This window comes from Bacillus sp. SSR7 (assembly GCF_055902415.1).
The window spans coordinates 60,060-84,462 of record NZ_JBVVXV010000013.1 but is presented as its reverse complement, the minus strand read 5'-3'; the positions used below and the strand labels follow the sequence as shown (position 1 = coordinate 84,462).

Sequence of the window (24,403 nt, the reverse complement as noted above, 5' to 3'; positions counted from 1 at the left end):
TCTATGTTACTTTAAAAATATAATTTACTTACAAAATAAATGAATGAAAAGAGGACCTTTTATGACAAATACAAATCAAATTACAAAAGAAAAAATTATGGAGGCTTTTCATTTCAGACATGCATGTAAAGAGTTCGATCCTATGCACAAAATTTCAGAAGAGGACTTTAAATTCATTTTAGAAACAGGCAGATTATCTCCTTCTTCTTTTGGTTATGAACCTTGGAAATTTATTGTCGTACAAAATAAAGAAGTAAGAGAGAAACTACAACCGTATTCATGGGGCGCTAGTGGGCAACTTGCAACAGCTAGTCACTTTGTCATTGTTCTTTCAAGAAACATGAAAGATATGCATTATGATGCAGAGTATATTAAATATATGATGAACGATATTATTGGATTGCCTGAAGACACGCAAAAAATTAGATATGAATTCTTCAAAAAGTTCCAGGAATCAGATTTTAACTTATTACAATCCGACCGTGCTGTATTTGATTGGGCATCTAAGCAAACTTATATTGCTTTAGGTAATATGATGACGAGCGCAGCTCAAATCGGTATTGATTCTTGTCCAATAGAAGGATTTGATAAAGAGAAAGTAGATTCTTTACTTCGTCAAGAAGGCATTATCAATGGAGATAACTTTGAAGTATCTGTTATGGTTGCCTTTGGTTACCGTAAAGAAGAGCCAAAACGTGATAAAACAAGACAGACGATGGATGCAATTGTTGAATGGATTTAATAAGATAACATGCGCTCCGTATAGCTGCATACACATACGAAAGAAGTAGAAGTTCATTTTTCTTATGTATGAAATTAGTTTTTCATGGAAAACTATATTAGTATGTATGCAGTTTAAACACTCTATTTATTAGAGTTGGACAGGAGGAGAATGAATATGTCTGATATTGAAGTTGGCGAAGTGTTTACTCTTAGTGATGAGAATAACGAAGAGCAAGAAGTAGAAGTACTTGGAGCGATGGATGTCGAAGGTGCAGAATATATTGCAGTTGCCTTTGTTGAAGATATCCAAACAGAAACTGAGGAAGACATTGATATTTTCTTTTTAAAAGTAGAAGAAGATAGCGAATTCTCATACATTGAGAATGATGAAGAGTTTGAAAAAGTATCCGCTGCGTTTGAAAACATTTTGGATGAGCAAGAGCAAGAAGAATAGGAATGAAACAGACGAGGACGGATGCATATCCGCCCTCTTTTTATTTATCACGCATCCAAAGACTTATGCAGTAATTCCAGTACATCTTTCATCACAACAGGACCATCTTTTTTTACATGCTCAGCAAATTCAGAAACAAGGCGCAATGTTTTTACACTTTCAATCGGATGCTCGCCTGACGCACTTTCAGCAGAAAGCATAACAGCATTCGTTCCGTCCATTACAGCTTGAAACACATCAGTCACCTCAGCCCTTGTTGGAATAGAATGCTCTACCATGGATTGCAGCATTTGTGTCGCTGTAATAACATATGTATTCGTTCGATTACATTCCTGAATCATCATTTTCTGCAAGAGCGGTATAAATTGATACGGCAACTCAACTCCTAAATCTCCCCTTGCAATCATGATTCCATCTGCTTCCTTACATATATCTTGAAAATTCTCGATCGCTTCCATCGTTTCTATTTTTGCAATTAAATTAGGTGACGTTTCTTTATACTGTTGTATAAAATCTCGTATTTCTTTTATATGACTAGGTTTTCTTACGAAAGAACATGCGATAAAATCAACACCCTCTTCTAAAAGAAACTGAATATCTTTTTTATCTTTCTCTGTAATAGCTGGTAAACGAACGATTGCGCCTGGTAAGTTCACCCCTTTATGAGATGAGATATTACCACCTGTTTTCACCTTTGTTTCTATTGTATCCGTACTTACTTTCTCAACGATTAACTCAACTTCACCATCATTCATTAAAACTCTACTTCCGACTTTCACATCATGCGCGATTCCTTCATAATCAACACTTGCTTCCGTACTACTCCCTGTAACTGGTTGCGTATGTAAAATAAAAGAATCTCCCGCCTGAAGCGCAATTTGTTCTCCTTTTATTTCCCCTAACCTTATTTTAGGACCTTGTACATCGCCTAAAATTTTAATAGAATCATCTAACGATTTCACTAAATGAATGATATCTTTATGAGTTTCATGCGTCCCATGTGATAAATTTAGCCGAACAATTTTCATACCATTATTTATTAACTGCGCTAACGTTTCTTTGTTATTACTTGCTGGACCAATTGTACAAATTCGATCGATTGTCATATTTCCACCATCCTTTTTCATTAGGATTCCCATAAACTTTCATTACACTCTCAACGTAAAAAAAGCCTACTCACACAAGTAGGCTTTTGAAACTACGAAAGTTTCGTTAATAACTGATTTAAATCTTTTTTCGTTTTCGTCGTTAATGACTTCATTTTAGTAATATCTATCTTTTCTTTCTCCGCTCCTACAATTAACGGATACATACTTTGTCCGATTGTTTTAGATTCAGCTGGGTGTGATGTTTCTAACTCTTTCTCGATTACATCCCACTTTGCATTAATTTGTTTTCCAAGTTTATTTACTGTTTCTAATTTTGGATTAGCAGCTAATTGCTTGTCTAAGCTATCAATTAATGCAGCAACTTCTTTTACATTTGTTTTCACCGCTACGTTTTTCTTCGGATCTTTCGTTGTTTTTCCGTCTGAGTTTGTACTTGTACTTTGATCTGTTGTTTTCCCGCTAGTCGTTTGATCATTCGTCTTTCCTGTCGTCTCTTTTTCTTTTGTTTTTACATTCTCATTTTGAGTTGACGTTTTACCGTTACTTTCTGTTCCTGATGATTCTTTCGTATTTTTTGCATCTTTATCTGTTTTTTCATTTGAAGAAGTATTTGTTTCTTTTTCAGTATCTTTCGTTGTTTTTGACGCTTCATCTGCACTTGTCGTTTTTGATTCTCCTTCATTTTGCGCTGTTACTTGCTCTTTCTTTTCTTTCTCTTTATCTGCTGAAGGACTACAAGCTGCCATAGTAAGCATTGTACCAATTGTTATCGATGCGATAGCGACCTTTTTCATTTTCATATAAATCCCCCTATGTTTACGTAATTTATCCTCCCCTTTACGATTCGATTTCCCCGTAAAAAATCCCTTTTCATACGAATTATCATTTTTCCGACAGTAATCTTCATAATAATACGTACAAAAAATGATAAATCAATTTGAATATTCGAGTTTCTTCTACTTCATTTTTCTTCTGTGCAGGAAAAGAAAAAGAATATATTGTCACATGAAGCATTACGATCCTCATATGACGACATACTCTTCTATCAAATTTTTATCTTTCTTGACATTTTATTTATACAAAAAATAAAATTTTCTTTCGTTTTTTTGTTTCTCAACAATTGTTAACATAATAATTTTATGAGTAACCACCATTCGAATGAATAATTTGCCCTGTAATCCATTTTGCTTCTTCACTGACTAAAAAAGAAATTACGCGCGCTGCATCCACCGTTTCTCCTACTTTACCTTGTGGAAACTTCCATACTAAATGATGCTTCAGCTCCTCTGTAATCCATCCTGTATTCGTTGGTCCTGGATCAACAGCATTCACTGTAATCCCCTTCTCCATCGCAACTGGTGCTACTGATTTTGTAAATGCTTCAATTGCTCCTTTCGTCGCTACGTATGCTAGTTCATCAGGCATTGGCCCGAGTGACTGCCCTGAAGTAAGATTAATAATACTGCCACTCGCCTTGCTTGCATAATGTTTTATAAATAATGAACTTAATAACATAGTAGCGCGAACATTTACTGTATAGTGTTTATCTAACTGCTCTACATTTAATTCTTCGATTCTCGTATGAGTAGCATACGCTGCATTATTAATTAAAATAGATGGATCACCTAACCGTTCTGAGACCATATAAAACAAACGGTTTGGCGAATATGACTGCGATAAATTGATTTCTGCCATTTCACATCGAACACCTAAACTTTCAATCTCCTCTTTCAACAAAAAGGGCTCTTTTTCATGCATTCCCCACGGCATCGCTTTATCATACTGAGACCAGTACGTGAAAAAAATGTCTATTCCTTTTTGAGCAAGCACCTTGCATACAGCTGCACCAATTCCATTCAGACGAGTTGCCCCTGTTACAATTGCTATTTTCTTCACCTTTTCTCCTCCACCTATGGATAAATCCTCTGCACGAATACAGAGGATCTATCTTTTTATTCAATATTTGACAATATACGTTCTGCACCTAATTTTAACATTTTAATAAAGATATAATTTACAATCGTAAACATTACAAATAAAACGATAAACATAACCCACAGCCCTACTTGAAGGAAGAAGTATAATAGACCTACTCCCGCTACAATAATTAAAGCTATTAAAATATTAGCTAAAAAATTCCACAAAGTTGTATATCGGCTCTTAAATAATTTCTGCTCTGTATCCCAATGTATATCTGCAGTTTGTGCATCCCAGCGTGTACCAATTAAATTAATTAACAGTAAGCCGTTCGCACTTAGTAAAAACCACAGTAACATGAAAACAGGAGAAATTCCCGCTACAACTGCCATCGTAATACCGAACACTGCTAAAATAATTACATTAATTAACCAAGCCGTGATTGCTTTTGCAAAAAAGATATCCGAAGCTTTTACAGGTAAATAACGATTCACAAACCAAGAGCTTCCATCACGTGAAAATGATGTTGTTGCGATGACGTTACTTCCCATTAAAAATAGCGATGCACAAAGGCCAACGCCAATTGCAAGACCTGCTGATTTTGGATTATTAATATAACTCGTAATCCATTTTAAATTTCCATCTTGTACAAATAAAACGAAGAACAACATAATCGGCATAACGAAAGTTTGTACGATACAATTCAAGAAAAATTGTGGTGTACGGAATAACGTTTTAAATTCTTTTTTCACATACGCTTTCAAATGTGAACTTTGTACCGTTGATTTTTGTAAACCTTCTGCTGAAATGACCTCTTTTTTTGCTGTACTCGTTGAAAGTCCAATAACCCCTTTTAAATATGTACGCTCTGCAATGTAATAAAACAACACAAAAAATACAAATGAAATAAGTGCAAAGATTATTACATATAAAGGACCCTTCCAATTTGCATTTTCTACTAACGCCACTGCTCCAAAATATGTAGTTGGAAAATAATTTGTCATTTGTACTAAAAGAGAAGATTCGTTGTTTGCAAGATAATTTGTAATTGCATCTTCAGAAAACGAACTTTTATTTTTCCACTGCAAAAATACATTAATCCCTACAATAAATAGTATACTTACGATTCCAATAAATATATTTCCTCGGTCTTTATTTTTCCCTATATTTGTATACCTCATAATAACTGTCATCAGTAACGAAGCTAATACTAACGGCACAATCGGGAAAAGTAAGTAAATAAAAATCATGTATATGTAATATGTAATAAATGCGCCACTTTTTAAACCGTACGTAATAAAGATTGGTAGTAAAATGAATGAGCTCATTACGTATTGTGTAATTAATACTGTTAAAAATTTTGCCGAAATAATTTGCGCTGGTTTTAATGGTAATGGTAATAACATTTCAATGTCATTGCTGTAGTAAAATACAGTTAAAATGTTCGTTATACTCATTAAAAATACCCATATACTCGCAATCGCAAGTCCCATTGCGACAATCATTCCTGGGTCTTGCCCTAAATGTATCATTCCCTCATACATTCCGTGCGTGATAGAACCAAATATTAAAAAGCCGACAAATAAAATAGCTGCAAATGAAAATACATATGCCCATCGCTTCTTCTTATCTGTTATGAAATCTGCATAATTTAATTTCAATAATACTTTCGTTAACGTCCAAATTTTACTCATTGCCCGTCATCTCCAAGAACATTTTTTCAAGTGATTCGTTGGATTTAAAATGATCTCTCATTTCATCTAAATTCCCTTTGAACTGCAAATTCCCCTTATTAATAATCGCGACGCGGTCACATAATTTTTCGGCCACTTCTAATACGTGTGTAGAGAAGAATACAATCTTTCCTTTATCTGCATGTTCTCTCATCATTTCTTTTAAAATATATGCAGATTTCGGATCAAGCCCCGTTAAAGGTTCGTCTAAAATCCATACATCTGGCTCATGCACGAGCACACCAATAATAACGATTTTTTGTCTCATACCGTGCGAGTAACTTTGAATTTGATCCGATAACGCATTGTAAAGATCAAATTTCTTCGCTAAAGACTCGATTCGTTCTTGGCGTACTTCTTTCGGCACTTCATACATATCTGCCATAAAGTTTAAATATTCAATTCCCTTTAATCGTAAAAACATATCTGGGCTATCTGGGACATAACCAAACGTCCTTTTCGCTTCCATCGGATTTTTCATAATATCTATACCATTAATCGTAATCGTCCCTTTGTCCACCCCATGAATACCAGTAATCATCTTAATTGTCGTTGATTTACCCGCACCATTCGGTCCTAAAAACCCAAAGATTTCTCCGCTAGGCACAGATAAGCTTAAATCTTTTACTGCATAGGTAGACCCATTATAACTTTTTGACACATTCGTAATCTCAATCATTCCATCCAATCCTTTCCTTAATTACCAAATAACTATATCAACATTATAGCATACTTCTATTTTCAGATTTTTGTATTTTTCAGTTTTTTAACCTTTAAAATAAATATACAAACCTAATCCAACGATTAAAACGACAGCTAGTATAATATAAATCATCGTAAGCCTTCTAATATTCCCCTTTGTCGCTTTACTATAATTTGCATCACCATTTCGCCCAATTAACACCGTCGCGACTACAGTAATCACTACAAGTAATACAACGACCATGATCCAAGTTAGCATACCTTCCTCCCCCTCCTTACAACCATTTTACAATATTATCCTCTTTATTTCGCAGTATATTTCCTCTTTTTACTATTATTATGAAGTAAACTGGAAAACTATTATTACCATTTATATCCATATGTGATATATTTATAACATAACGTGATTTATTTCTAACATTGAAAGGAGAATCTATCATGAAAACAACTTGGATAAAATATTTAGGGTTTCTCGGTTTCTTCGGTTTCCTCGGCTTTTTTTATGAAAAAGGATTGTTTACTATGTTTTGTTTTTTCTCCTTTTTCACAACGTACAGAACGGTTCAACACGATGAACTATTTGAACAAATCGTCAATAAATCGTGCCGCAATGCTTTTATCGTTACATTACTAACCACTGCTATCATTCTGTTTATTGAAATGTTATTTCCAAACCCGATGCTACAAGAAATTGATATCGCCCTTATTTTCGGCACACTCATTCTTACGTTCGGGTTCTCTATGTTCTTTTACGATAAACCTGTTGACGAAATGGAAGATGCACCATGGCGTTCGTAACGAGAATAAAAGAATACCGTGCTATATTGAACATGACACAAGAAGATTTGTCAAAGAGCGTTGGTGTACGTCGTGAAACAATTAGTCACCTTGAAAAAGGAAAATATAATCCTTCCTTACAGCTTGCTCACGATATAGCGAAGGCACTTCATAGTACGATTGATGAAATTTTTATTTTTGAGGATGAATAAAGTGAAACTTTAATCATCCCTCACCAATCGGGCTTTAATGGGCAGCCCGACCCCCACCTAAATTCTTTGCTTTCGCTGCATTTTGAGGTGGGGGTCTTACTGCCCATTAAAGTGAGATAAAAAATACCGGCATTCTTTTCACAAAGAATACCGGTATTTTTCATTTATACAACGATCATCCATACAAAACCGCATGAAATACGCCCAACAGTAAATATTGGTCTTCTATATAATCTTCATCGTATACATTCATCTCGATGTGATACATATCTTCCTCAAGACGAATATTCCAATCTGCGATTACATAGCCCTTTCGTAATAACTTTCCCATCCCAAAAGTAGTTTTATGAACAACATATTCTTCTCTCTTATACGTAAAGGTAAATAAGAAATTTGCATCCAATAACTTTCCGTCACATACAAGTATTTCATGCTCTGCATCATGATTATCTTTGTACGTTACTAAAATCCTTCTTTGGCGCTGCCTACTTACATCCTTTGCAACAACGCGAATATTGTCCTTATTATCCTTTATTTCATAAATGATATTACTACCGACTTTCGGAATAAAGTCTAACACTTTCATCAACGTATTTTTATAATAGCCCCGTACTGCGCCTACTCTTTCGCTTTCATTATAAACCTCTATTGACGTCGTATCCGCCTTACTATCACACAGTCGTTTGTAAGAAAGCTGCATCACCTGCTCTCCTCTTAAGTACTGATCAAACGTCACAGGATATTCGATCGCGCGCAGTTCTTTATTTAGCTCATATAAATAACGCCCAACGCTCTTTACTAATGTTGTAGTAGAAATACTCTCCTGAAGTTCAAATTGTTGCCAGCTGGAAGAAACTCTCCACTGATTCTCCTCTTCATAGGAGAAAGCAAGAATAATCTCATCACGGTCAGGCGTTTCATAATTCATATGTACGTTCTGCCCGTGTTGCACTTGCTCCATCCACTGTCCTAAATAAATGCCTAGCTCTGCAACCTTCATACGTGACTTTTGAAAAAGTACGCTGTCACTCGCGCAAATTGTTACATCCCCTTCGATAAAACCCTTTGAATAAGCATCATACCGCGGCTCATCCTTTTGTGGGATATTCTTGTCTAACTCAAATAAAAACGTTAACATCCTTTATTCACCTCTAGTTGTTACACAGCTCTTGCCCATATTGACTATAACTGAAGATATATCAATACCATTAAAATGAAGCTACTTTTTCTTTAGCCACTTCTAAAATCTGTATAAGACTCTCCACTTCATAAGTCGGCTTAACATCTGTCCTATTCTCTTTCAAACTCGGATTATACCAACACGTATCAATGCCGTAATCTTCTCCGCCTCTCATATCAGAAGTGAGCGAATCTCCAACCATTAGTACACTTACTTTATCCGTAATCCCAAACTTTTCAAATGCATAATCAAAAATCTCACGTGCTGGTTTTTGATGACCAACCTCTTCTGAAATAATAATATGATCAAAGAAATTACATAAAGGCGAATTTCCGATTCTAGATTGTTGTACTTTTGTATATCCATTCGTAATAATACCTAACTTGCAATCTTGTAGATTCTCACATAATTGCACTGCACCTTCTATAAGATGTACTTCTTTCCCTAAGTTTTCAAGGTATGCATCACTAAATTGCTGCGCATCTACTTCTATATTATGAAGGGCAAATAATTGTCTAAATCGATCTACCGCTAATTCACTTAACGTAATCATTTTATTTTCTAAATCTCTCCATAATCCATTACTAATCTCTTTATAACTCGAAAGAAAATCACTATACCCTGTAGGCATACCAAACTGTACAAACGCATTATGTAATGCGTGTCTTTCCGTTTCAGGGAAATCTAATAATGTATCGTCTACGTCGAATAATATAACTTTATATTTCATTATGCTCTCCTCAACTAGTACGTTATTTACAACTTGTATTTTCTCATTAATTGTCTCTTAAGTCGAATTTTTTTCTTTTACGAAAAGCAGCTGTCCAGAGATCTTACAGTTGTTTAAAACACATGAGTCATGTTATTCAAAAATAATTAATTGTGAAAATACTATAAATTTGAGATAATTTGGATAATAGATTCAAATTATAAACTGGCAATCCAGAAACTGTATTACTCTAGTTCTTATAGGAAGGGAGCGGAAAAATATAGTAAATTCATGGGAAAGACCTAAAATAAAAATCCCAAAAACAAAAAGTGAATGGGTTGGAGATATAATTGGATATTCATTGTTCTTTGGATCCATCATTTTTTTGATTATCATTTGGGGAAGATTACCTGAGGAAGTACCCGCACATTATAACGCATATGGTACTGTAGATCGTTGGGGATCAAAGTGGGAGCTTTTACTTCTACCAGGAATAGGAGCATTCATACTCCTTTTAATGCAGACTTTAGAAAAGTTTCCAGAAGTTCATAACTACCCAAAAAGATTTAATGAATTGAATGCGAAGCAGTTTTATTTAAACAGCAGAAAAATGCTTAATCAATTAAAAAATGTCTGTTTACTTATTTTTGCTTTCATCCAATTTGAAACAATTTCAATAGCTTTAAATTGGAGCGGTGGTTTTGGTAAATTATTTTTACCGATATTATTAATTGGAACAGCTATTCCAATTGTGATAGGAATTATAAGGCAACGAAAAATTTTATAATAGAAACAGGAGGCTAATCCAATCAGCCTCCTTCCCCATTATTTATCCTCTAACAATAACTCTTTCATTTCCTCTAACGACTCTTTCGTAAATCCTAAAGCTTTTTCAGCATATGCTTCAACTGAACCGTATTGCTTTTTTAATTCATCAATCGCAGCTTGTAAATATTCAGCGCGTGCTTCGAACATCGCACCTAATATCGCTCTACTTTCATCGTTTTGTAGTTTTGCACCTAAAAAGGCCATCATTTTTTCATTTAACTTTTCACGGAAACCATTACTTAATAAATAATCTTCCATTACTGTTTTCTCTGGTACACCTAGTAAAAGTAATAATAATGCTGATCCAAATCCAGTACGGTCTTTTCCAGCTGTACAATGGTTTACTAACGGTAAGTTTTCCGGGTCTTGCGCAAGTTTTAAGAAGCTCACAAATGCTTCATTACCACTTACGAAGTCTTGATTCATTTTCACAAGATACTCACCTGGTTTTCCTAACATAGAAAGGTCACCAACTTGGAAAAACTCATTTATATTTAAGTCTTTCGCTAAGTCTTGCATAACTGGTAAGCACACTTGACGAGCACCTATAATTTCTGGGTTTGGCTTATGCTTCACTTCAAAGTCTGTACGGTAATCACAAATTAACTTTAAACCAGACTGTTGTAAATACGCAATATCCCACTCTGTTAATCCTGCTAATTCTTCAGAACGGTATAATTTGCCCCATTTTACTTTACGGCCTTCAGTCGTTTCATATCCTCCCATATCACGAAAGTTAAACGCGCCTTGTAATGGCAATCTACGCTCAGCTACTGTCACTGCTTGTCCATTACTACCTACTAGCCTAAAATATGGACGCTCATTTTCGCTCGGGTTTTCAATTGTATATGATGATTCTCCATTTACCGTTGCAAGTAATTCTCCATTTTCTTCAATATGATCTGGTGAAGTACTCCAATAAATACGAACTTCTTCTATATGATTTTCCCACTTTATTTGTAACGTATTATCTTCATTTCTTTCTACAGTCGCTTGTAACCAATGTCTTTGCTGCTCCATTCTTTCACCAACGCTTTCTCATATAATCGAATCTTTCTTTATTGTATTATAGGAATATCTATTTTGTCGTTCTCATTTTTCTTTTTATCTTACAAACAGGCAAAAAGTTCTTTTACTTGTTCAAAATTTGTACATGGATTCCCTCGAAATACGTATGTGATTTGTTCATTACCTAAATCTTCGTATACAACTGTTCCGCGATCAGAGTGTGAATAAAACTCTAACCCGTTTATAATTTGTTTTGGGCCATAGTTCATTGTCCATGAAGAAACAGGATAATACGCTTTGTTTTTATGTCTACAAACCCAAAGTGCATATAGTTTATTATCTTCGTCCCAGTATACATACTGCGTTTCATCATTTCCAAAACCGACCGATTCAAGTTTCCAACTCAGCTTTTCATGAATTGACAATTTTACATAGGATACGTCATCTGGAGCATTCCACTCTCTACATCTTCCTATCTCGCCCATTTCACCTCTCTTAGCTTGAAAGCTTAATAAGTGAAATGGTGTATGTAATATCGTTTTCGCAAACTCCATATGTACCGGTTGTAATTCAAATAGAAATCGTTCCATTTCGTCTTGGTTTACATATCCATGATCAACTGAAATTTCAACTTGTGTTTTCCATATAGATGTAACGTAACTTTCTTTTCCTTTATAATTTACACCTTTCCAATACACAAGCTTTTTATATTGAAAACAATCCCCTTTTACTTGAGAAATACAGGTATCTGGAAATACTGGCTCCATTATATCGAGAAAAAACTCTTTTACCCGAAACATTCCAGTTGGAGTAACAACTTGAAACCAAAAAGTTTCCCACTTTTCACCTTCATAACGTTCTGAAACCTTTTCAACTTTCCAACCTTCTAACAATACATGTGGATACAGTAAAACGAATGAATGCATGGATTGTTTTAACATATATAGTCCCCTCCCGCTATACGAGTTCGAGAGTATACATCATTCATCCTTCTAAAACTTTCTCACATATCTCTCAGTTGAACTCAGCAGCTGACATCCGTTCTTTTCAAAAATATCCTTCATCCACTCATTTTGCACATTTGTCTCACCGATATAATAAGATGCTCCTATTTCTTTTAAAACAAACATTGCTCCTGTAAAGAATGCTGCTTCGTATCCTTTATTTCGCATATTTGGAGCGACTGCGAAATACATGAGCTTTCCTTCTTCTAACGTCCCCTTTTCAATATGAGGGATTACAATTCCTATCAGCTCTTCACCTACACTCACTGTTAAACAATGTTCTTTCCATTGCTCCCCAATTTCTTGTAGCATCATATTTACAAATTGATCATAAGTGACTTGTTCTTCCGTTATTTCGTTCCAAAGAGAATAAAAAGCATCTTCTCCTACTTCTTCAATCAACTTAAAATCAATTTCACTTTCTACATCTTCCACTTCATATATATCCTTACATACAATCATGTTTTCAGTAACATATTCAAAAGAATACGTTTCAAAACATTTTTTATACATATTATAATTGGGGCTTTTCGAAGAAATCTCAAAATGTAAGTTTTCTATTCCCTCTTCTTCAGCCTCAGCAACGCAATATTGCACGATTTCCTTTAATTGCTCTTCCGTAAAAGGCTCTGCATTATTTTCTTTTATCATGATAGAAGAAGCATTTCTTCTTATTTTAAAATGTTTTTTTAACTGTTCTTTATTCATCATATACTTCCCTCATCTATGGCATACTCGAATTTCTACTTGTTCTCCTTGCATGAGCAGGATTGTCCTTGAATATATAGAATACTAGAAAACATCGCATCTTTAAAGTGCGGAGGAGGTTCTCCATTGGATATTACAGCGCTGCAACAACAGTTAGAGCTTATACAACAAAATGACTATACGCAACTGCAACATATAGATATTAATGAGTTAACTTTGAACATGCTTCAGTTTATCGGAACGACTGATAGTTACGTCCGTTATCAACTTATATATAAATGTTTTTCACATTTCATTCATCATGAATTCCTTATGGATGATCAACTAAAATTACTGTTGCAAACTTGTTTAAGTGATGAGTATTTATATTGTGACATTTACTCCACGCATTCAGATGGGGTTTTCACACGTTCTTACACTGTTTCGTTACTTGCGTTAATACTTCAATTCGCTAATTCGCACTACTTTTGTACAGAGGAGGATATCGAAGAAATAAAAAACAAACTCATTACATACACAAACTTAGAAACAGATTTTCGAGGCTATATCGAAAATAAAGGATGGGCTCATTGTCTTGCTCACGTATCTGATGCCTTTACTGAAATTGTTCACAATTCTTATACAACCTTTGAATGGTATGAAGAATTAATTCATTGCTTATTAAATAAAATCTTCATTCCATCTGACCTTTTTCATAATAACGAAGATGAACGAATTGTTACGCCATTACTAGCAATGCTGTATCATGACTTCCCGCAAGAAGAGTTAATTTCTATTATTCATAAAAAAATAAAAAGGCTTCCTCAAATTAGAAAACGCCTTTCACTTAATGAGTATTGTATTTTATGTGCCAACATTAAAACCTTTTTACGCACATTATTTTTCAGAACGAAAGATGATCATAACTTAGCCTTTACAGCACGTAAAACAGAAAGAATGTTAAAAGAACTTCCTAATTATTATTAAAAACAAGGAGTCAAAACATGGGTTATATTGAAGACATGAGAAATTTAGTAGGAAATCATCCACTTATTTTAATAGGTTCGCACGCCATTATAGTAAATGAAAAAGGTGAAGTATTACTGCAGCTCCGCACAGACTTTAACCGCTGGGGCATTATTGGCGGCGCCTTAGAATATAACGAAACGTTAGAAGACGCTTTAAAGCGAGAAGTATATGAGGAAACTGGACTTATTATTAAAAATCCAAAACTATTCCGTACATATTCAGGACCAGATTTCTTTCAAATCTATCCAAACGGCGATCAAGTACATGGTGTACTCGTTGTTTATATTTGCCGAGAATTCCACGGTGAGCTTAAATGTGATCAAACTGAGTCAAAAGAATTGCGCTTCTTCCCATTTGATGAATTGCCTATTACTCTTCATCCAATCATTGAGGGGATTCTTCGCGATTTTCATCACTCCAATTAAAAATAGACATTAAACAACCTCATTTCACATCATGACAACGTGAAATGAGGTTGTTGTCGTTCACCGTAAATCACTATTTCCCCAAAATGATATTAACGTTCTCTTTCTACAACTTTATATCCCTTTACAAAAAGGATAGTTATATAAGAAACAATAAATGAAAGAATCGTATACATGCCAACCCAAAAGAAAAATGCTGGATCGTGCACTGTAACATGTAACATAAGAAAAATAAGAAATGTTACCATTGGCATAACGTAAAATATACCTATTTTATATGTCACAGCTATTGAAAAAATCCAAATAAGCAATGGATATATACAGAAAATCAAAATTGACTCACTCAATGTTATGTCCCCCTTTCTGCAGAAATAATAGGTTTCTTGTAAAACAATTCGGGGAACAACAAAGTTTTATATTTTTATTCGTTTTTAGTAAATAAAACGTTAGATCGTTATCTCAATCTGATTTCCTTCAGGATCACTTACTACACTTTCGTAGTAACCATCCCCTGTAGTACGCGGACCGTTTAACACAGCGTATCCTGCTTCTCTTAATGTACTAGTTAATTCGTTCACTTTTTCTTCACTACCTACAGAAAAAGCAATATGCGCATATCCTATTGTTTGTATTTGTACTTTCTCATCTACCCCTACCTGCTTCATAAGTTCTAGACGCGCACCACCTTCAAAAGTTATAAAATAAGATTCAAACTGCTTTTTCGGATTGTGATATAAGCTATTTTCTTCACCACCGAAGTACAGTTTATAGAAATCACGCATTCCTTCTAAATCATTCACCCAAATTGCTACATGTTCAATTTTCATAATTGGCACCTTTTCTTTTATGTTATTCAACTGGCAATTGGATGCTTCATTGCCAGTACATTTAATTTTCTTTATTTGTTCTCGTAATCATAAGATCAAGTCCAAGGCTTTTTAGCCCATATAAATAATCTTCTTTCCAGTTGCTCACTGTTATTTTCGGAATATGTTCTGCCGGAATGTACTGCGGACAACTTTTTACAATTTGATCTATTACAAATTGGTTTACTTCATCATCACAGAAGATGAATCCATGAGGGTTAATAATAGCTATACATGTAGCTATTAAACGAGTAATAGCATCTATATTATATTCCTCTGGATTATTCGAATCTTCACTTCTCAAAGCTTGCAAGAAATTTTTATTATCATACTGCGGGACGAAAGATATCTCTCCTGAGAAAAATGTGCTTCCGCGTACGACATCTCCATTTACCATAATACCTGCACCTGGGCCATTTTGACCTGAATATAAATATACAAGAGAGGAATTGTCATAGTTTCCAGTCTTATAATAACCAAGCACAGCAGCATTCATATCGTTTTCTATTACTACTGGTATAGAAAACTGTTCCTCCAAATGACTTTTCAAATTAAAATTTTGGAACTTTTCATATCCAGGAATATAAAAAATACGACCATTATCAACCGAACCAGGCACACCAATTGATATAGAGCTTATCTTCGGGAATGTATCGATAAGACCTTCAATATGTTTAGATAATAGATTTACGCCCGTATCAATTAACATACTTGAAGTACTTCCTTGTTCTTTTACTTCCCCTAAACAGTTGAAAATTGCATAGTTTGTTTCATTTTTTTCTAAAAATATCGCTAAACCTAACATATATTCTGGATTATAAGCATATCGTTTCGCTCTTCTTCCGCCACTTGAATCATCTAAACCGACTAAAGTGACTTCACCGTCTTGTTTCATATTTTCTATAAATTTACTTATCGTTGGAAAACTAATTTCTAATGCATTACTAAGCTCAACTTTCGTTGCACTACCTCGCTCTAAAAGAGCTGTACGTATGCCGCGAAGGATCGTCTCTTTAATCGATTTTTGAGTAACAAATTGCTCACTCAAATTGCTCACCACCTTAATCAACATACTTATTAAACACTTTTAATAAGTTGCGTTGACAATATATCATACATCATTTTCTAAAGCAATAAAGATGATATATTTCCGCTGCACGCACTCTCTGTTTCGCTTCATGTATTCATACAATTCCAGATAACAGAGCAAATAATAAAACAGCTAGCAAGGTATTACGTGTTCCGAATGATTCCCCTAGTATACCAGCCGACTAAAAAGGCTGTATAACCGATGATAGAAACTTACAGCAAACGAAAAACCTGGAAAAACAAATAAGAGAAAAAGAGCGTTTCAAGAAGCAAGTAATGTCTTTGTACAATTGTCCGCACTATTTTTCTTCATAATAAAACACCTTTCACATTGTCTATACGATACGACACCAGTTTATTCATATACCCATGAAAAACGATTTCTATAAGTCTATCGTTTTAATAACTTTAGCTGGGTTACCACCAACTACTACATTATTAGGTACATCTTTTGTCACAACTGCCCCTGAAGCAATTACAGCGTTATCTCCAATTGAAACACCAGGGTTAATAATAGCTCCCCCGCCAACCCAAACATTGTTACCAATCTTTACAGGCTTCCCATATTCTTTGCCAGAATTCCGCTCTACCGGGTGTAAAGGATGAGTAGCAGTATAAATGTGAACACCAGGTGCAAACATACAATTATCCCCGATTCGAACTTCACAAACGTCCAAAATCACACAATTGAAATTTGCGAAAAAGCTCTTTCCAACATGTATATTGTAGCCGTAATCACAGCGAAAATCAGGATTAATTTGGGCTTTTCCATCAGCTGAAGAACCTAAAAGCTGATTTAACAACGTAAAACGCCTCTCATCTCCTGTCTCCATCGCCTCGTTATAAAGGCGTGTTAAACGTTTTGCCTTCACCCTATCAGCTACTAATTCTTCGTCATCTGCAATATACATTTCTCCCGCTAACATCTTTTCTTTTTCTGTTTTCATAGAATCATCTCCTTCGTAATCAAATGAACCCTACTTATTAAACACCTTTAATAAGTGACTTTCATTATACTTATTAAACAAGTTTAATAAGTAACCCTATAGTAGCATACTTTTTAACATATGCAACTAATAAGTTTGAAAAAGAAATGCGAACTCCTTACTTCACCTAATGATATTACTCGGTGGCATTTAACTAATATACTGCACTATACATTTATGAATGAGCACACCAATATGCAAATCAATTGTTAATAAAAAAGAGATTGACCCAAAAGTAGCTGAATAGCTACTTGGGTTAACCTCTTTTATTTATTATCCCTATTTAACTCTTGTACAATATCCCTTTTTCCTATTCTATTAGCAAAAGGGATAAAAATAATAAGGACTATTCCAAACATCCCCGCTATTACCGTTACGATAAGTTTGAAATCAAAAAATAAAGGTGTACGATCTATTATACTTACCATATAGGTTAATAATGCTCCTATAACAGCCCCTAGTACGATTCCAATAAGTACATATACATTAACTTGCGTCAAAATAATTTGTACAATCCCTTTTTTCTTAACTGTTATTGCTCGTAAAATAGCAAACTCTTTTCTTTTAGATTGAATATTATTTATAAGTGTATTACATACCCCTAATGTTACACTAAACAAAATTACTACAATAACAACGATGAAAATGGACCACCTTTGCTGAAACATTAAATTAGATTGTTTTAATGATTGAGTATAACTACTTATTTTTAATTGTGGATATTGACCTTTCACTTTCTTTAATTGCTCCAACGTCTCTCTCTCATTATTTGAACTAATAAATGCACGCTCAAAAACTGTATAATCTTGTTTATATGTTACATTACTCCAATCCATGAGTACCGAAGGAGAATTCGGTAGCTCGTTAACAATTAATCCAACTTCTACCTTACCAGTCGGTCTAACCTTTTGTTCCTGTTCTGAAAATAGACCCAATTGAACGATATCCCCTACATGAAGTTTATATCGCCCCGCTAACTCTTCTGTAACAATTATACTATTCTCTAAATTTGCAGGTACTTCTGGCAGTAACCCTTGCTTTTCCATTTCCTTTACATCACCTAAATTATAGTCAAAAGTAATATATGTTTCACCTTGCTTTAATTCTGCCAGTGAGTTCGTACTAATCGTACTAGCTCCTTTTACACTACTTATTTCTTTAAATATATTTTGTATATGAGGTGAGGAAATTGTTGAATCATTATTCAAACGATTTTCCACAACAATATGTGTTGGAAATTCTCGTTGTAAATATCTTTCATTATTTTTTTGCATCGTTTTAAATATAGTGGACCCGAAGACGACTATCACCATCATTGTACTTATCATTAAGATAACAAATGTATTTTTTCTTACTTGCGGAATTACATTTTTAATAGCAACAAATGTATTCCTTCCAAATATTTTTTTCATTATAGGTAGACATGCTATTAATATCGAAGAGAGATACGTCGGAAATAAAATATATACTCCTAAAACGAGAAATATAGCTCCTATTAATATCACTATTGCCTGCGTATCTCCCGTATTTGCTACAAACCCACCTAAAACAGTTAAAAATACGCTACTCATTAAAAGGAATTTCCCCATAATACTGCGTGTTTTTTTATTAGAAAAATCGGATTCTTCATTCTCCCGCATAAGCTTTACTGGCAATATTTTCGAACTTCTGTATGAAGGATATATCATAAACAATTCAATGAAAAAGATACTATAAATCACTGTTACAATTGCTATTTCATAGTCAAAACTTATTGAATTAATTTGAAAAGCAAATACATGCTCTGGCCAACTTTGTAAAAAACGGTTACTTATTACAGCTAGTAACAAACCAAATATTCCACCAAAGAAATTAATTACACTACATTGAATAAATATAACTTTAAACAGTTGTTTCGTTGTTGCTCCCATTGATCGCATAATAGCAAATTGACTTTTATATTTATATAAAAACACTTCAAAATTAGACATTAATAATAACGCAGTAATAATAAGTATTAATGTAGATAAAACGATTATAAAAATATGTAATGATGCTAAATTACTTTTTAAAAACTCGTCTTCCTCCGCAATATCGATTCTTAATTCTTTGTCTATTTTATGAATTTGTTTAGATAATGCTAGTACATCTGCATTCTCTTTTGCTTTTATTAACAAATAAGTAGCTTCATTGTGTTTACCCGTTTTTTCATATACGTGCTGTTTCAACGCACCTTCCGATAAAATGAGTATGTCTGGAGCTGAACCTCCAGCTTCTATATCAGGTAACACTTCTTTTACTACATATGATTTATTTTCTATTTCAACCTTTTCTCCAACCTTTACTTGTAAAGTTTCCGCTAATCCATCATTTAATGTTACTTCCTCATTTGATAAATTTTTAGAAAAGTGATATCGACTTTTAGATAACATATCATTTTGAACACCTACCGTATAAATACTTGCATTCAATTTATTCACTTGCAAATGATTTACGAATACTTTTGACATGTATTCAATATTTTCTTGTTCCTTAATATTTTGTAATAAAGATTTATCGATCACTTTATTTTGATCAGGGTTATATCCAACAGATAAATCCATATCTCCATATAAACTTTTAACTTCATTTATAACAAACTGCTTCGCATGACTCGAAAATACAATCATCGTAACAATTAGAGAAACGGCCAACATAACGCTAACGATAGAAGAAATAGCAGTAAATTTATTCGTCTTAAAAAAACGTAAACTTAATCCTCGTACTGATTTTATCATTTTGATTTCTCCATTAATTTTTTAAATTTTTCTAAAATGATATTCATATCATTTACTCCATGAGAACATGTATAATCATCAACAATTTCTCCGTCATGAAAGAAGAGAACCCGATCTGCATACGTAGCAATGTGAGGATCATGAGTAACAAGAATCATACTTTGATTGAATCTTTGTTTCATATCGACTAGTACCCGTAAAATATCATTAGACGTATTGAAATCTAAATTTCCAGTTGGTTCATCTGCAAGGACGATTGGAGGAGATGTTATTAACGCCCTACCAATTGCAACACGTTGTTGTTGTCCCCCAGAAAGCTGTACTGGTCGATGTTTTTTCCAATTTACTAAACCTAGAACATCTAATATTTTATTTGTTTTTTCTCGTATTTCCTCTTCTGAATCAGTTGATAATATGAGAGGTAACGCAATATTTTCTTCTACAGATAAATCCTTTAATAAATGAAATGACTGGAATATAAATCCTATGTTATCCCTTCTGTACTCTGTCGCATACGGTTCAATGAACATATTTTCAGGTACTTCACCATTTACATAGATAACCCCCTCATCAGGCTTATCTAGAGCACCAAGAATGTTTAGTAATGTACTCTTTCCAGATCCACTTGTTCCCATTATGGCAAGGAGTTCTCCTTTATTTAACTCCAAAGATACATTTTGTAAGGCTCTAACATTTGTATCTACACTCTCATATGTCTTACTTAAACCTTGAACTGCTAACACAATTTCACTCATCTTTATTCACCTCAACATGATTAAGTTTTATTCCCTCCACCAAATTAACCTGAATTAAAATTTTTTCTTTTAGATTACTAGGTGGTACAATTTCTGTTCCTATTTGGAATAACAACACTTTTAACTCGAGAGTTGTAATCATTTCTATCCCTCCTCAATCTATATTGGTAACAAATTGAAATTTCGTTCGTTTTTTTTGTAAAAAAATAAGGGAACGCTCAGCGCTCCCTCTCAAATCCAATCTGTTTCTTAATTTCTGTTAAATTTACCTTCGCAATAGCCCGCGCCCGCTCAGCACCTTTTTCCAACGCTTCATATAATAAATTCGGTTCATTCATATACATAGCATATTTCTCCCGAGGTGCAGCTAACTCACGGTCTACAACGCGAAACAACTCTTTTTTCACATCGCCCCATCCGATTCCGGTCTCATATTTTTCACGTAACAACTGCATTTCATCCTCTGTCGCAAATTCTTTATAAATCGTAAATAACGTTTCTAGTTCTTTCGGTTCATTTGGAAGTGAAGAATCTGTTTTGATTTTAAATATTAACTTTCGTAGTTTTTCTTGCTCCGCAAATAATGGGATTACATTCCCATAACTTTTACTCATCTTTCTTCCATCAAGACCAGGTAAGATTGCACCTTCTTCTTGTATGACATACTCTGGAAGTGTAAATGTCGTGCCGAATGTATGATTAAAATACGTCGCAATATCGCGCGCGATTTCAATATGCTGAATTTGATCTTTTCCAACAGGTACATGCGTAGCTTGAAATAGTAATATGTCAGCCGCCATTAATATCGGATACGTATATAACCCCATATTCACTCCGGCATCGACCTCTAAACCCGCTTCTTTATTTTGCTCTACCTTCGCTTTATACGCATGAGCACGGTTCATAAGCCCTTTCGGAGTTAGGCAAGCTAATATCCAAGCTAATTCTAGAATCTCCGGCACTTCAGTTTGCCTGTAAAAAATAACGTCTTCACCAAGTCCAAGTGATAACCAAGTAGCTGCTACCTCTTTCGTATAACTACTGAACTTCTCTGGATCATGCACAGCATTTAACGCATGATAATCGGCTATAAAATACAATGCTTTCCCTTCATTCTTCTTTGACATTTGCAACGCAGGTTTAATTGCACCAATATAATTTCCTAAATGCGGATAGCCTGTCGGCTTAATTCCTGTTAACATTATTTTGTCACTCATCCTAACTCCTCCTTTCTCAAAATAAAAAGAGCCCCTCATCCTTAAAAAAGGACGAGAGACTCCCGCGGTACCACCTTAATTAGCTATCATGAATAGCTCACTTCAACTTCTTAACGTGAAGCAACCGTCTTTACTTACTCATTTCAGTTAGAAGCTCCAGAGCCCATTCCATATTCATCCCTTACTGATTTCCACCACATATCAGCTCTCTGAAAAGTTTCGAATATGTACTCTTCTCTTTCATCGCTTTTTCGTTATTTTTTACAGTTTATCATATTTTCCCTTCGTTAAAAACTAAACATTCAAACTTTTTAACATTTCAACAATAAATATTACCAAATTATTCCGCAGGATATATAATCAATATATATAGAAGCGATTTACAATACAAAAAGAGGTGATGTCATGAGTTGGTTTACTAAAAAGAACGATGAAAAAATTGATGAGTTTAAAAACGATGATACAACGCAAGGTGATACTTTAGGAGTAATTATACATTTCACACCTGTCGCTATATATTTATACACTTGCGATGAATACATAGAAACGTTTGAAGGTGCGCTCACTTTTGAAAATGAGGACGGCAAACAAGTAGAAATCGGGGGTACTTTTATTTCTCTTGAAGTAGATGCTAATTTTCGCATGGATGATTTAATATTTGATTACAAACTGAAGGAAAGCAATCTACCTATTGTTGAATTAAAAGCCTACGCATAAGATCAATTTGTCTACTATAGAAGAGCAAAAAAGCTAGAACAGTAATATCTGTTCTAGCTTTTTTTCACGTATTCAACTTAACAAATCGATAACCGTGCGTAACTAACACTTTTAAGATCGCATACCCTGGAATTGCTAAAATAATCCCCATAATTCCAAATAAATTTCCTGCAGTTAAAATAATAAAGATGATAGTAATCGGATGAATATCTAACTTTTTCCCCATGACTTGCGGAGAAATAAACTTACCTTCTGCTAATTGTACAACCATCATTACGATAATTACTTTTAAAACCATTGCTGGCGAGTCAATAAATGCGATAATTAACGCTGGTGTAATGGCAATGATTGGTCCTACGTACGGGACGATATTTACAATCATCGCTAAAATAGCGAGTAGTACCGCATATTTAATACCGATAATAAGGTAACCAATTAATAGCATAATACCGATAAATAAGCTAACGATAATTTGCCCTCTAATATACGAGCTAATCGCATAATGCATATCATCTAGTATTCTCATTGCTGCTGGTCGTCTTTGTTCTGAAATAAACTTTAAAAAGTGATTCGGTAATTGCTCACCATCTTTTAAAAGGTAGAACAATATAAATGGAACCATTACAAACGTTAAAACGACCTCTGTAACAGTACTTAAAAATCCAGTTACATTTCCTGTTACTGATGATAACGACTTCGTAAAATCAACGGTGTAATCTTTTACCATACTCGCTACATCAATATTTAAATTCTCTTGAATTTTTCCTAGTAAATTACTTTCTCCAAATCTACGTGCTGCTCGTTCGATTTCATGCCCGAAATACGGTAAGTTATCTATTAACGCATCGATTTGATCTTTAATAATAGGAATAACCGTTAAAACTAAAAACACAAATAATCCAATTACTATTAAGTATATCGAGGCTATCGATACAATTCTCGAAACACCTTTCTTTTCTAAAAGCGAAACGAATGGGTGCAAAATATAAAATAGTACACCCGCTAATAATACGGGGAAGAAAATTGTTTTTAAAAAGACGATAAATGGTGTAAAAACAAATGATATTTTTGTTAGTAATAAAATATTAATGAACAATAGTGCAAACCCAAGTAACACTGCTAAATAATTGTGTTCTCTAAAAAACTTTTTCAGCTTATCCCTTTTTCGTATATTTATTTTCTCCAACGAAACCACCTCTTCGAATGATGAAAAGCCCTTATCCAGGGCTTTTCATCATAATCTATATATCTATTTCTTTGCAGCTTTCACTACAAATGATACAATAAAAATTAACACGATTGCTCCTAATAATGCTGGCACGACATGAATCCCACCAAAAGATGGTCCAAAAGATCCAAATAATTTACTGCCTAACGAAGCACCTAATAAACCCGTAATAATATTTCCGAATATACCGCCCGGAAAATTTTTACCCGTTATAGAACTAGCAATTGCACCTATAATAGCACCAACTATTAATGTGATAATCCATCCCATTTCTAGTCCTCCATTTCTATTA

At 34.1% G+C, this 24,403-nt stretch carries 29 protein-coding genes, 1 pseudogene and 1 other annotated feature; of the genes and pseudogenes, 8 read left to right on the top strand and 22 right to left on the bottom strand.

What is annotated here, in order from left to right:
• Positions 1–61: 61 nt before the first annotated feature.
• Both AC0NJG_RS20695 and AC0NJG_RS20690 read left to right on the top strand, forming a co-directional pair.
• Positions 62–742 carry an NAD(P)H-dependent oxidoreductase gene (locus tag AC0NJG_RS20695; protein WP_429680987.1) on the top strand — a complete coding sequence of 227 codons (681 nt, stop codon included), beginning with the start codon at positions 62–64 and terminating at the stop codon, positions 740–742.
• 150 nt (positions 743–892) lie between these two features.
• Positions 893–1,177 carry a DUF1292 domain-containing protein gene (locus AC0NJG_RS20690; RefSeq protein WP_474063356.1) on the top strand — a complete coding sequence of 95 codons (285 nt, stop codon included), beginning with the start codon at positions 893–895 and terminating at the stop codon, positions 1,175–1,177.
• A 47-nt stretch (positions 1,178–1,224) separates the two neighbouring features.
• Here AC0NJG_RS20690 and AC0NJG_RS20685 read toward each other — a convergent pair whose 3' ends face one another.
• The 6 genes from AC0NJG_RS20685 to AC0NJG_RS20660 form a co-directional block, all read right to left on the bottom strand.
• Positions 1,225–2,304 (bottom strand): pyruvate kinase, encoded by a 1,080-nt coding sequence (locus tag AC0NJG_RS20685; RefSeq protein WP_254918720.1) that lies wholly within the window; start codon positions 2,302–2,304, stop codon positions 1,225–1,227.
• A 71-nt stretch (positions 2,305–2,375) separates the two neighbouring features.
• Positions 2,376–3,086 carry a hypothetical protein gene (locus AC0NJG_RS20680; RefSeq protein ID WP_087954880.1) on the bottom strand — a complete coding sequence of 237 codons (711 nt, stop codon included), beginning with the start codon at positions 3,084–3,086 and terminating at the stop codon, positions 2,376–2,378.
• A 337-nt stretch (positions 3,087–3,423) separates the two neighbouring features.
• Complete coding sequence (locus AC0NJG_RS20675) at positions 3,424–4,182, bottom strand: SDR family oxidoreductase (RefSeq protein ID WP_087954878.1); 759 nt, start codon at positions 4,180–4,182, stop codon at positions 3,424–3,426.
• 56 nt (positions 4,183–4,238) lie between these two features.
• Entirely contained in the window at positions 4,239–5,897 is a 1,659-nt protein-coding gene (locus AC0NJG_RS20670) for a putative ABC transporter permease subunit (RefSeq protein ID WP_173602034.1), read from the bottom strand.
• Positions 5,890–6,615 carry an ABC transporter ATP-binding protein gene (locus tag AC0NJG_RS20665; RefSeq protein ID WP_000570195.1) on the bottom strand — a complete coding sequence of 242 codons (726 nt, stop codon included), beginning with the start codon at positions 6,613–6,615 and terminating at the stop codon, positions 5,890–5,892. Before AC0NJG_RS20665 ends, AC0NJG_RS20670 begins: the two co-directional genes overlap by 8 nt.
• An 87-nt stretch (positions 6,616–6,702) precedes the next feature.
• Positions 6,703–6,897: a hypothetical protein gene (locus tag AC0NJG_RS20660; protein ID WP_000958870.1), complete on the bottom strand. Its 195-nt coding sequence runs from the start codon at positions 6,895–6,897 to the stop codon at positions 6,703–6,705.
• A 179-nt stretch (positions 6,898–7,076) separates the two neighbouring features.
• Here AC0NJG_RS20660 and AC0NJG_RS20655 point away from each other — a divergent pair, with 179 nt between their 5' ends.
• Both AC0NJG_RS20655 and AC0NJG_RS20650 read left to right on the top strand, forming a co-directional pair.
• Entirely contained in the window at positions 7,077–7,436 is a 360-nt protein-coding gene (locus AC0NJG_RS20655) for a DUF3796 domain-containing protein (RefSeq protein ID WP_087996164.1), read from the top strand.
• Complete coding sequence (locus tag AC0NJG_RS20650; protein ID WP_474063355.1) at positions 7,424–7,627, top strand: helix-turn-helix transcriptional regulator; 204 nt, start codon at positions 7,424–7,426, stop codon at positions 7,625–7,627. Before AC0NJG_RS20655 ends, AC0NJG_RS20650 begins: the two co-directional genes overlap by 13 nt.
• A 175-nt stretch (positions 7,628–7,802) precedes the next feature.
• Here the strand turns inward: AC0NJG_RS20650 and AC0NJG_RS20645 are convergent, their stop codons facing one another.
• Both AC0NJG_RS20645 and AC0NJG_RS20640 read right to left on the bottom strand, forming a co-directional pair.
• Positions 7,803–8,765, bottom strand: a complete 963-nt coding sequence (locus tag AC0NJG_RS20645) for a tubby C-terminal domain-like protein (RefSeq protein WP_087996166.1) — start codon at positions 8,763–8,765, stop codon at positions 7,803–7,805.
• 70 nt (positions 8,766–8,835) lie between these two features.
• Positions 8,836–9,537, bottom strand: coding sequence for a YjjG family noncanonical pyrimidine nucleotidase (locus AC0NJG_RS20640; RefSeq protein WP_474063354.1), 702 nt, complete (start codon positions 9,535–9,537; stop codon positions 8,836–8,838).
• Between the two features lie 340 nt (positions 9,538–9,877).
• Here AC0NJG_RS20640 and AC0NJG_RS20635 point away from each other — a divergent pair, with 340 nt between their 5' ends.
• Positions 9,878–10,303 carry a DUF1648 domain-containing protein gene (locus tag AC0NJG_RS20635; RefSeq protein ID WP_087954870.1) on the top strand — a complete coding sequence of 142 codons (426 nt, stop codon included), beginning with the start codon at positions 9,878–9,880 and terminating at the stop codon, positions 10,301–10,303.
• A gap of 38 nt (positions 10,304–10,341) precedes the next feature.
• On the opposite strand, the gene AC0NJG_RS20630 is transcribed toward AC0NJG_RS20635, so the two are convergent.
• The 3 genes from AC0NJG_RS20630 to AC0NJG_RS20620 form a co-directional block, all read right to left on the bottom strand.
• Positions 10,342–11,364 (bottom strand): tyrosine-protein phosphatase, encoded by a 1,023-nt coding sequence (locus AC0NJG_RS20630; protein WP_087996170.1) that lies wholly within the window; start codon positions 11,362–11,364, stop codon positions 10,342–10,344.
• An 89-nt stretch (positions 11,365–11,453) separates the two neighbouring features.
• A complete protein-coding gene (locus AC0NJG_RS20625; protein ID WP_474063353.1) occupies positions 11,454–12,293 on the bottom strand; it encodes a hypothetical protein in 840 nt (279 codons plus the stop codon).
• A 51-nt stretch (positions 12,294–12,344) separates the two neighbouring features.
• Positions 12,345–13,067, bottom strand: coding sequence for a GNAT family N-acetyltransferase (locus AC0NJG_RS20620; protein WP_474063352.1), 723 nt, complete (start codon positions 13,065–13,067; stop codon positions 12,345–12,347).
• 123 nt (positions 13,068–13,190) lie between these two features.
• Here AC0NJG_RS20620 and AC0NJG_RS20615 point away from each other — a divergent pair, with 123 nt between their 5' ends.
• Both AC0NJG_RS20615 and AC0NJG_RS20610 read left to right on the top strand, forming a co-directional pair.
• Positions 13,191–14,030 carry a DUF2785 domain-containing protein gene (locus AC0NJG_RS20615; protein ID WP_474063351.1) on the top strand — a complete coding sequence of 280 codons (840 nt, stop codon included), beginning with the start codon at positions 13,191–13,193 and terminating at the stop codon, positions 14,028–14,030.
• Between the two features lie 17 nt (positions 14,031–14,047).
• Positions 14,048–14,497: an NUDIX hydrolase gene (locus tag AC0NJG_RS20610; protein ID WP_474063350.1), complete on the top strand. Its 450-nt coding sequence runs from the start codon at positions 14,048–14,050 to the stop codon at positions 14,495–14,497.
• 92 nt (positions 14,498–14,589) lie between these two features.
• Here the strand turns inward: AC0NJG_RS20610 and AC0NJG_RS20605 are convergent, their stop codons facing one another.
• The 9 genes and pseudogenes from AC0NJG_RS20605 to AC0NJG_RS20565 form a co-directional block, all read right to left on the bottom strand.
• Positions 14,590–14,844 (bottom strand): YbeF family protein, encoded by a 255-nt coding sequence (locus tag AC0NJG_RS20605; protein ID WP_088328091.1) that lies wholly within the window; start codon positions 14,842–14,844, stop codon positions 14,590–14,592.
• Positions 14,845–14,943: 99 nt separating this feature from the next.
• Positions 14,944–15,324 carry a VOC family protein gene (locus AC0NJG_RS20600; protein WP_173602041.1) on the bottom strand — a complete coding sequence of 127 codons (381 nt, stop codon included), beginning with the start codon at positions 15,322–15,324 and terminating at the stop codon, positions 14,944–14,946.
• A gap of 61 nt (positions 15,325–15,385) precedes the next feature.
• Positions 15,386–16,411: an ROK family transcriptional regulator gene (locus AC0NJG_RS20595; protein ID WP_143881341.1), complete on the bottom strand. Its 1,026-nt coding sequence runs from the start codon at positions 16,409–16,411 to the stop codon at positions 15,386–15,388.
• 136 nt (positions 16,412–16,547) lie between these two features.
• Positions 16,548–16,665 (bottom strand): annotated as a pseudogene (locus AC0NJG_RS20590) (MFS transporter); the annotation flags it as partial.
• Between the two features lie 170 nt (positions 16,666–16,835).
• Complete coding sequence (locus AC0NJG_RS20585; RefSeq protein ID WP_060631613.1) at positions 16,836–17,399, bottom strand: maltose O-acetyltransferase; 564 nt, start codon at positions 17,397–17,399, stop codon at positions 16,836–16,838.
• 305 nt (positions 17,400–17,704) lie between these two features.
• Entirely contained in the window at positions 17,705–20,194 is a 2,490-nt protein-coding gene (locus tag AC0NJG_RS20580; RefSeq protein WP_474063349.1) for an FtsX-like permease family protein, read from the bottom strand.
• Positions 20,191–20,949: an ABC transporter ATP-binding protein gene (locus AC0NJG_RS20575; protein WP_474063348.1), complete on the bottom strand. Its 759-nt coding sequence runs from the start codon at positions 20,947–20,949 to the stop codon at positions 20,191–20,193. Before AC0NJG_RS20575 ends, AC0NJG_RS20580 begins: the two co-directional genes overlap by 4 nt.
• Entirely contained in the window at positions 20,942–21,091 is a 150-nt protein-coding gene (locus tag AC0NJG_RS20570) for a hypothetical protein (RefSeq protein WP_087996259.1), read from the bottom strand. Before AC0NJG_RS20570 ends, AC0NJG_RS20575 begins: the two co-directional genes overlap by 8 nt.
• A 76-nt stretch (positions 21,092–21,167) precedes the next feature.
• On the bottom strand, positions 21,168–22,166 hold the full coding sequence (locus AC0NJG_RS20565) for a tryptophan--tRNA ligase (protein ID WP_474063347.1): 999 nt from the start codon (positions 22,164–22,166) through the stop codon (positions 21,168–21,170).
• A 44-nt stretch (positions 22,167–22,210) separates the two neighbouring features.
• Positions 22,211–22,419 (bottom strand) — a binding site (T-box leader).
• A 152-nt stretch (positions 22,420–22,571) separates the two neighbouring features.
• On the opposite strand from AC0NJG_RS20565, the gene AC0NJG_RS20560 reads away from it, so the two are divergent.
• Positions 22,572–22,883, top strand: a complete 312-nt coding sequence (locus tag AC0NJG_RS20560; protein ID WP_088328099.1) for a hypothetical protein — start codon at positions 22,572–22,574, stop codon at positions 22,881–22,883.
• Positions 22,884–22,947: 64 nt separating this feature from the next.
• Here the strand turns inward: AC0NJG_RS20560 and AC0NJG_RS20555 are convergent, their stop codons facing one another.
• Positions 22,948–24,069, bottom strand: a complete 1,122-nt coding sequence (locus tag AC0NJG_RS20555; RefSeq protein ID WP_139866170.1) for an AI-2E family transporter — start codon at positions 24,067–24,069, stop codon at positions 22,948–22,950.
• A gap of 63 nt (positions 24,070–24,132) precedes the next feature.
• A complete protein-coding gene (locus AC0NJG_RS20550) occupies positions 24,133–24,381 on the bottom strand; it encodes a GlsB/YeaQ/YmgE family stress response membrane protein (protein ID WP_087954853.1) in 249 nt (82 codons plus the stop codon).
• Positions 24,382–24,403: the final 22 nt, after the last annotated feature.